Consider the following 7,264-nt stretch of genomic DNA (forward strand, 5'->3'; position numbering starts at 1 on the left):
CCACCGAGTGTCTGGGTCAGTAGCTGTACCCGCTCCGCTCTGACGGGGGATTATCTGTACCCGAAACGGTGGGGGCGTGAAGTCTTCGCCGACGGGGTAGAGCCACGTCATGAGGACCGCTTTGCTCGTGATCGACATGCAGAACGCCTTCTTCGAGGACGGAGCCTTGGACGCCCAGCGGGGTCGCGTGGTGGGCGCGTGCAACGAGCTCATTGCGGAGGCGCGGAAGTCGGGCACGCCGATCCTGATCGTGCGGACGGAGCACGAGCGCGACCGGTCGACGTGGACGCTTTCGATGCTCGACGATGATCAGGGCTTCTCGTTTCACGGCAGCAGGCAGGCGGAGCCCCTGCCGGAGCTGGACATCGCCGGCCTGCCGCACATGGTCAAACGCCGCGACAGCGCGTTCTGGGGCACCGACCTCCTGCAGCGCCTGCGCACGTGGGAGGTCGACACGGTTCTCCTGGCGGGCGTCTCGATCCACCTGTGCCTCGCCCAGACAGCCTCGGACGCCTACGCGAACAACCTGCGGGTCGCCTTCGCGGGTGAGGCGATGGGTGCCGAGGCCCCGGACCGCGCCGAGGCGATGCTCGACGTCCTGCTCAAGGAGTATCGGCAGAGCAGGCTCAGCCAGGACGACGCGCTCGCGCTGCTGCGCGGGTGAGACGCCGTCGTCGTCCATCAGGGAAGGAGAGCACACGATGCCGCGAGCCTGCCGCATTCATCCTCGCTGAGGGCGGCGAGGCGATCCTGGACGACGTCCACCGTGACCCAGAGCTCGTCCGCCAGCTCCGCGGGGTGCTGGGTCCAGCGGTAGGCCTTGAGGAGATCCTCGAAGGGGATGAGGCGGCGGGCAGTCTCCTCGCGGACGGCCCGCTCCGCCCGGGCGCCCAGGCAGCTCGTGTGGCCCTGCTCGAGATGGACGAGCTCGTGAGTGAGCGCGCAACGGCGCTCTGCCTGCTGGAGGCGTTTGTCGAGCCAGATCCGGCGACGGCCGTCGGTGCGTCCGAGAGCGCCGTCGGGCATGACGATGAAATACAAGGTGACGTGGGCCAGTTCGCGCAGTGCCCCCCAAGGACTGAACACAGGATCAGGCTAGAGGGAGGGGGTGACATTCCTTGGCTGACCGCGTCCGCTAGCCGGTCTGCGGCGGCTCCTGAGGATCCTCGCCGAGGTCCTCCCATTCGCGCTCTCGGTCGAGGTGGGCGTCAGGGCCCTGATAGGCGGCCAGTGCATGCCAGTCCTGAGGCAGCTCGTCGGCCTCCTGGCCAGCCTTCCGCGGGCGGACGCCCTCGACGACCTGCCTGTTGAGATCCACGAGGGCCCGCAGCATCTCGATCGCCGCGCGCCGCGCCTTCGGGGGCAGATTGTCGACGCCGGGCGGCAGCTCGTCGGCGAACGGCGGCCCGGGAACGGGCTGGCCGGCGGCCTGGAAGGCAACGTCCTCGGTGACGCCAGCGAGCCAGGCAATCGCGCGGATGGTGCTTGCCCGCGGGCGCGATTTGTAGACGCCTTGGCGGATCGCGTTGATGGTGGTGACCGTGATCTTGTGGCCTTCGGCCTCGGCGATCTCCGCGAGGCGAAGGCCCGAAGCCTGTCGCTTCGCAGCTGCCGTCTCGATCAGATCGCGCAGGCTCAACGGCTCATTCACAGTCCTGGCTCTCCTCCGGCGCAACTTGCAAGGCAGCGACACGCAACAACCTACATACCCATCCTGCCAGCGTTTAACAGGCAAATAGCACTTGTGGGGGCAACAAGTGGTTGCCGGTTAGCTTAAGTTAACTTGTAGCATAGTGCGTGGGATGGGGGAACCTGAGAGGAAGGACCCCGGCGAATGTCCGAGAGGAGACTTTCGTGAAGGTGAAGGACCCGGGGATGCTGCGGCGGTGGCGGCGGCAGGAGAACCTGTCTCAGGAGCAGCTCGGCTTCCTGGTGAAGCGCTCGCAGACCACCATCCACCTGCTGGAGACGGGGCGGATGACCCGACTGAGCGAGGACCTCGCCCTCGCGTTGGCCGTCCGCCTCAAACGCCCCTGGAACGAGCTCTTCGAACTCGAGGACGAGGAGAGGCTGGGGCGGCGCACTGATTCCGGTGCGCGCCCCAGCCCTCCCCAAGAACCTGGTTCTGTCAGCGCTCCAGACGGAAGCCAAGCTTGATGGTGACCTGCCAGTCCTCGATGGAGCCATTCTCGACGTGCCCGCGAATGGACTGGACCTCGAACCAATCGAGATTGCGGAGGGTCTGCGATGCCGTCTCGATGGCATTCTTGACGGCCTGGTCGACGCCATCCGGCGACGTCCCGACGATCTCCGAAACGCTGTAGGTGTGCCCTGCCATGATTCCTCCTGACGGTCGGGGGCCCGCGAAGGCCCGACGGGTGGTGGCAGACTATCGCCGTGACTATCCCAAGGCCAGAGCTGGGACACTCGCCGGGTGCCGATCCGCTCGTGGCGCGGCTGCGCGCGGCCGGGTGCGTCTTCGCGGAAGACGAGGCGCGCCTCCTGCGCGAGGCCGAGCGTACGGGGGCGGACCTCGAGTCCTTGGTGGCCAGGCGGGTGGCCGGGGAACCGCTCGAGCAGGTGGTTGGCTGGGCGGAGTTCTGCGAGCTGAAGATCTCCGTGGCACCCCAGGTGTTCGTCCCGCGGCGGCGGAGCGAGCTCATGGTGCGGGAAGCGGTACGGCTGCTCGCGCACGCTCCGGCCGCGTCCGTCGTCGTCGACCTCTGCTGCGGGAGCGGGGCCATCGGCGCGGCGATCGCCCACGGCGTCCCCGGCATCGAGCTGCACGCGGCGGATGTCGAGCCGGCCGCCATCGAGGTCGCGGCACGGAACATCGAGCGGTTCCACGGGGAGGCTCACCTCGGCGATCTGTTCGCGGCGCTTCCGGTGCGCCTCCGCGGGAACGTCCGCGTCCTGGCCGCCAACGCCCCCTACGTTCCGAGCGAGGAGATCGCCCTCATGCCGCCGGAGGCCCGCGTCCACGAGCCGCTCTCGGCGCTCGACGGCGGCCGCGACGGCCTCGACATCCAGCGCCGGGTGGCGGCGCAGGCCGGGGAGTGGCTCGCGCCCGGGGGATGGCTTCTCATCGAGACGAGCAAGCGGCAGTCGCCCGCCACGGCCGCCCTGGTTTCCGCCGCCGGACTGGACACGCGGGTGCGGCGGGATGCGGAGATCGGGGGGACGGTCGTCGTCGGGCGCCGCCCCGGATCCGGCTAGTTGCGGCTCAGGACGAGGGCGGCGTTGTGACCGCCGAAGCCGAACGAGTTGACGATCGCCGCCCGCGCGTCGACCTCGCGCTTGACGTTCGCGACGACGTCGAGCTTGATCGCCGGATCGAGGCGCTCCACGTTGATCGTGGGCGGGACCACGCCCTCCCGGAGCGCCATGACGGAGGCGATCGCGCTGAGGGATCCCGACGCTCCGAGCAGATGGCCCGTCATGGACTTCGATGACGTGACGGGAGCATCGATCCCGGTCTCAGCGAGGGCTTCCGACTCGTTCAGGTCGCCGGTCGGCGTCGAGGTCGCGTGGGCGTGGACGAAGTCGATGTCGCCCGGTGCGAAGTCCGCGGCCCGCAGTGCGAGGTTCATAGTCCGGGCCTGGTTCGACGGGTCGGCGCCGACGATGTCGAACGCGTCCGAGGTGACCGCTGCCCCATCGAGGAAGGCGAGGACCTCGGCCCCGCGGGCGCGTGCGTGGTCCTCACGCTCGAGCACGAGCAGGGCTGCGCCCTCGCCGAGGACGAAGCCGTCGCGCTCCGCGTCGAAGGGGCGCGACGCCGCCGTCGGATCCTCGTTGCGCTTCGAGAGGGCGCGAATCTGGCCGAACGCGGCGAGAGTCAGCCCCGTGATCGCCGCCTCGCTGCCCCCGGCAACCACCATGTCCGCGCTCCCCGAGAGGATCATTTCGCGGCCCATGGCGACGGCCTCGGCCCCGGACGCGCAGGCGCTCGTGGGTGTCCGCGCCCCAGCCTTCGCGCCCAGGTCGATCGAGAGCCAGGCTGCTGGGCCATTCCCCATGAGCATCGTGACCGTGTGCGGGGAAACGCGGCGGTGGCCCGACCCCTTCAGGACGTGCTCCTGAGCGATCGTGGTGGTGATGCCGCCGATCCCGGTGCCGACGACCACGCCGAGCCGATCGCGCTCGACCTCGGGGCTCCCGGCCATCGCCCAGGCCTCACGGCCAGCCACGAGGGCGAACTGCTCGCAGCGGTCCAGCCGCTTGACCTCGCGCACGGCCAAGGACTCGGCGAACGTGTCCGAAACCGTCCCGGCAATCTGGGTCGGCAGATCCGAGGCCCAGTCAGCCTCGAGCGCGGATACGCCGGACCGTCCCTCGCGGAGGGCTTCCCAGGTCGACGGCGCGTCAGTCCCGAGCGGGCTGACAGCCCCGAATCCGGTGATAGCAATGCGGTCCATACCCTCAAGTATTCCTGTCGGGGCACGTTTCCGGCGGTCATGGAGGGGTCAACGCGGGCGGATCGATTTTGGCGGAATCCTACAGAAGGATGGACCGCGGCCCGGTACAGGCTCCAGCATCTTTGTGCTCCGTCCACAAATCCAGCGATCCCAACTGGCTCCGCATAAGCTGGGACGCATGACCACGGCGCTCATCACCGGCGCGAGCTCCGGCCTCGGCGCCGAGTTCGCACGCCAGCTCGCTGCCCAGGGCCATGCCCTCGTCCTCGTGGCGCGGGACCGCGCCCGGCTCGAAAAACTCGCTGCCGAACTGCGCTCGCGGACCGGAGTCGAGGTCGAGGTGCTGCCCGCGGACCTGACGGACGAAGCCCAGCTTGCCGCCGTCGTCGACCGCGTCGGCGACCCCGCGCGGCCGGTGGGCATCCTGGTCAACAATGCAGGAATCGGGCTGCTGCACGACTTCGACCGGACGCCGCTCGAGGAGGAGATCAACCACGTCCGGCTCCATGTGGAAGCCCCGCTGAGCCTGTGCCACGCCGCGATCCGGGCGATGTCGGCGCGCAACGAGGGGCGCATCATCAACGTCGCGTCCATCGCGGCCTTCGTGCCGCGCGGCTCCTATTCGGCGGCGAAGGCGTGGATGCTCGCGTTCAGCCGGTGGGCGAACCTCCACTACAAGCGGCGCGGGATTATCGTCACCGCCCTCTGCCCTGGCTTCGTGCACACCGAGTTCCACTCCCGCATGGGGATGACCACCAAGTTCATCCCGCCCTTCCTCTGGCTGCGCGCCGACCGCGTGGTGCGGGAGGGGTTGGTGGACAACCTGCGGGGCAAGGGCGTGTCGATCCCCTCGCGGCGGTACAAGGCGGTGGCGCTCCTCAGCCGGGTGCTCCCCGGCCGGCTCCTGCAGGGGCCGCAGCGCCGGCCCAAGCGCTGAGGCGCGCCCAGGCGCTGAGTCCGCCCGCGCCCAGACGCTGAGGCCGCCGCCCCTCCCGTTGCGCCGTCCCGTTTACACGGTAAAGGTGACGGCGCAACGGGAGGGGACCCTGCGGCAGGGGAGGGGACCCTGCGGACGTGACGGCGCAAGGGGGTCAGGGCGCCGGCGGCAGCTCCATGATCCGGATCGGCGACCCCGACGCGAAGGCAGAAATGTCCTCGACGGCATCGCGGAAGAAGATCTCGTACTGCTCCCGCGTCACATACCCGATGTGCGGGGTGAGGATCGCGCGCGGCTCGCGGCGCAGCGGGTGGTCGGCCGGGAGGGGCTCGACGTCGAACACGTCGAGCGCGGCGAGCCCGAGCCTCTCCCCGCGGAGCGCATCGAGGAGAGCGGCTTCCTCCACGAGAGGACCGCGGGACGTGTTGACGAGGATCGCGTCGCGCTTCATGAGCGCAAGCTCGTCCGCGCCCACGATTCCCCTGGACCGCTTCGAGAGCACCAGGTGGATCGTGAGGATGTCCGCGGTCGCGAAGAGCTCCTCCTTCTCGACCCGCCGCACACCGACCTCCGCGGCGCGCTCATCAGTGAGGTTCTGGCTCCAGGCGACAACGTCCATACCGAACGCGAGCCCCACTTTCGCGACCCTGCTGCCGAGGTTGCCCAGCCCCAAGACGCTCAGACGGCGCCCATCGAGGCCGCGCCCGACCGTCGTCTGCCAGCCTCCCGAGCGGATCGCGCCGAGCTCGACGTCGAGACGCCGGGTCGCCGCATGGATGAGCGCCCAGGTGTGCTCGGCGGCGGGGGCAGGCAGATAGCCGGTGGAGCAGACCGTGATGCCGAGCGTGGCCGTCGCCTTGAGGTCGATGGAGGCGTTGCGCCGTCCTGTCGAGACGATGAGCTTGAGATTCGGAAGCCGCTCGAGGCGTTCCGCGCGGAGCGGGGTTCGCTCCCGCATCGCCACGACGACGTCGAAGCCGTCGAGCGCGGCCACGACGTCGTCGTCCTCATGGCCGAGGTGCTCCGAGAAGAAGGTGACATCCGCGCCGAGCGAGTCCCAATCGGCAAGATGCGCGGCCACACGCTGGTAGTCGTCGAGGACAGCGATTCTCATGGCCACAGCCTACGGCGGGGCTAGGATCGGCGGGTGAGTCCGCGCCAGCACCCCACACGTCCCCGACTGACCGAGCTGCGCCTCGGGAGCCTCGACGCGGGCTATGCCGGCGACCTCGGGCCGGGCGAGCGAGCCGAGGGTCTCGCGTTCGACGGCGTTGACCTCACCGACCGCGGTCTCGCCGGCGTCGCCTTTGTCGAATGCGCGCTCGACGGCGCCACGTTCGACGGCGCGGACCTCACCGGGGCGTCCTTCGTCGAGACGCGGATCGAGCGGCTTGGGGCGCCGAGCCTTCGCGCACCGCGCTCGCGGTTCCGGGACGTCGAGCTCGTCGCGTCGCGAATCGGCTCGGGCGAGCTCTATGACGGCATCTGGGACGGCGTTGTGGTGCGCGGCTGCAAGCTCGGGTTCGTGAATCTCCGGGCCGCGCAGCTCACCGACGTGCTCTTCGTGGACTGCGTCATCGAGGAGCTCGACCTCGGGAGGGCCAAAGCGACGCGCGTCGCGTTCGAAGGCTCCACCGTTGACGCCCTTGACGTGACGGGGGCCGAGCTCCGACACGTGGACCTACGCGGCGCCCGGCTGGGGCGGGTGGCCGGGATCGCGGGTCTGCGCGGAGCGATCGTGAGCGGCTTCCAGGCTGCCGAGCTCGCCGAGGTCATGGCGGAGCACTTGGGGATCGCCGTTCAGGAGTGAACTCCCCTTGACGTTGCGCCCGCCACCCACCCGGGGGGTTTGGCCCCACCGCCGGGACGGCGCCAACCCACCCCGGTGTATTGGGGGTGTCGGCGGGTT

The 7,264-nt window shown here is 69.7% G+C and carries 10 protein-coding genes; 5 read left to right on the top strand and 5 right to left on the bottom strand.

Annotation, left to right across the window (positions count from 1 at the left end):
• Window positions 1–109 precede the first annotated feature (109 nt).
• Complete coding sequence (locus ACTHL9_RS11290; RefSeq protein WP_440519146.1) at window positions 110–664, top strand: cysteine hydrolase family protein; 555 nt, start codon at window positions 110–112, stop codon at window positions 662–664.
• A gap of 17 nt (window positions 665–681) precedes the next feature.
• On the opposite strand, the gene ACTHL9_RS11295 is transcribed toward ACTHL9_RS11290, so the two are convergent.
• Both ACTHL9_RS11295 and ACTHL9_RS11300 read right to left on the bottom strand, forming a co-directional pair.
• Window positions 682–1,086 (bottom strand): ImmA/IrrE family metallo-endopeptidase, encoded by a 405-nt coding sequence (locus ACTHL9_RS11295; RefSeq protein ID WP_440519147.1) that lies wholly within the window; start codon window positions 1,084–1,086, stop codon window positions 682–684.
• Window positions 1,087–1,135: 49 nt separating this feature from the next.
• Entirely contained in the window at window positions 1,136–1,651 is a 516-nt protein-coding gene (locus ACTHL9_RS11300; protein WP_440519148.1) for a hypothetical protein, read from the bottom strand.
• Between the two features lie 203 nt (window positions 1,652–1,854).
• Between ACTHL9_RS11300 and ACTHL9_RS11305 the strand changes: the two genes are divergently transcribed.
• On the top strand, window positions 1,855–2,157 hold the full coding sequence (locus ACTHL9_RS11305) for a helix-turn-helix transcriptional regulator (protein WP_440519149.1): 303 nt from the start codon (window positions 1,855–1,857) through the stop codon (window positions 2,155–2,157).
• Here ACTHL9_RS11305 and ACTHL9_RS11310 read toward each other — a convergent pair.
• A complete protein-coding gene (locus ACTHL9_RS11310; RefSeq protein ID WP_440519150.1) occupies window positions 2,129–2,338 on the bottom strand; it encodes a dodecin in 210 nt (69 codons plus the stop codon). The two genes, ACTHL9_RS11305 and ACTHL9_RS11310, sit on opposite strands and share 29 nt — an antisense overlap.
• A gap of 65 nt (window positions 2,339–2,403) precedes the next feature.
• Here ACTHL9_RS11310 and ACTHL9_RS11315 point away from each other — a divergent pair, with 65 nt between their 5' ends.
• Window positions 2,404–3,216, top strand: a complete 813-nt coding sequence (locus ACTHL9_RS11315; RefSeq protein ID WP_440519156.1) for a putative protein N(5)-glutamine methyltransferase — start codon at window positions 2,404–2,406, stop codon at window positions 3,214–3,216.
• Here the strand turns inward: ACTHL9_RS11315 and ACTHL9_RS11320 are convergent.
• Entirely contained in the window at window positions 3,213–4,418 is a 1,206-nt protein-coding gene (locus tag ACTHL9_RS11320) for a beta-ketoacyl-[acyl-carrier-protein] synthase family protein (RefSeq protein ID WP_440519151.1), read from the bottom strand. The genes ACTHL9_RS11315 and ACTHL9_RS11320 overlap by 4 nt on opposite strands.
• 178 nt (window positions 4,419–4,596) lie before the next feature.
• Between ACTHL9_RS11320 and ACTHL9_RS11325 the strand changes: the two genes are divergently transcribed.
• Window positions 4,597–5,355, top strand: coding sequence for an SDR family NAD(P)-dependent oxidoreductase (locus tag ACTHL9_RS11325; protein WP_440519152.1), 759 nt, complete (start codon window positions 4,597–4,599; stop codon window positions 5,353–5,355).
• 154 nt (window positions 5,356–5,509) lie between these two features.
• On the opposite strand, the gene ACTHL9_RS11330 is transcribed toward ACTHL9_RS11325, so the two are convergent.
• Window positions 5,510–6,469 carry a D-2-hydroxyacid dehydrogenase family protein gene (locus ACTHL9_RS11330; RefSeq protein WP_440519153.1) on the bottom strand — a complete coding sequence of 320 codons (960 nt, stop codon included), beginning with the start codon at window positions 6,467–6,469 and terminating at the stop codon, window positions 5,510–5,512.
• 33 nt (window positions 6,470–6,502) lie between these two features.
• Here ACTHL9_RS11330 and ACTHL9_RS11335 point away from each other — a divergent pair, with 33 nt between their 5' ends.
• Window positions 6,503–7,165, top strand: a complete 663-nt coding sequence (locus tag ACTHL9_RS11335) for a pentapeptide repeat-containing protein (RefSeq protein ID WP_440519155.1) — start codon at window positions 6,503–6,505, stop codon at window positions 7,163–7,165.
• Window positions 7,166–7,264: the final 99 nt, after the last annotated feature.

The sequence above is a fragment of the Sinomonas sp. genome, assembly GCF_051955515.1.
GTDB lineage: Bacteria > Actinomycetota > Actinomycetes > Actinomycetales > Micrococcaceae > Sinomonas.

What these genes read in the sequence shown, in the direction of transcription:
- ACTHL9_RS11310 (WP_440519150.1), bottom strand. Translation starts at nt 2,338, where the DNA reads ATGGCAGGGCACACCTACAGCGTTTCGGAGATCGTCGGGACGTCGCCG.
- ACTHL9_RS11320 (WP_440519151.1), bottom strand. Translation starts at nt 4,418, where the DNA reads ATGGACCGCATTGCTATCACCGGATTCGGGGCTGTCAGCCCGCTCGGG.
- ACTHL9_RS11325 (WP_440519152.1), top strand. Translation starts at nt 4,597, where the DNA reads ATGACCACGGCGCTCATCACCGGCGCGAGCTCCGGCCTCGGCGCCGAG.
- ACTHL9_RS11290 (WP_440519146.1), top strand. Translation starts at nt 110, where the DNA reads ATGAGGACCGCTTTGCTCGTGATCGACATGCAGAACGCCTTCTTCGAG.
- ACTHL9_RS11330 (WP_440519153.1), bottom strand. Translation starts at nt 6,469, where the DNA reads ATGAGAATCGCTGTCCTCGACGACTACCAGCGTGTGGCCGCGCATCTT.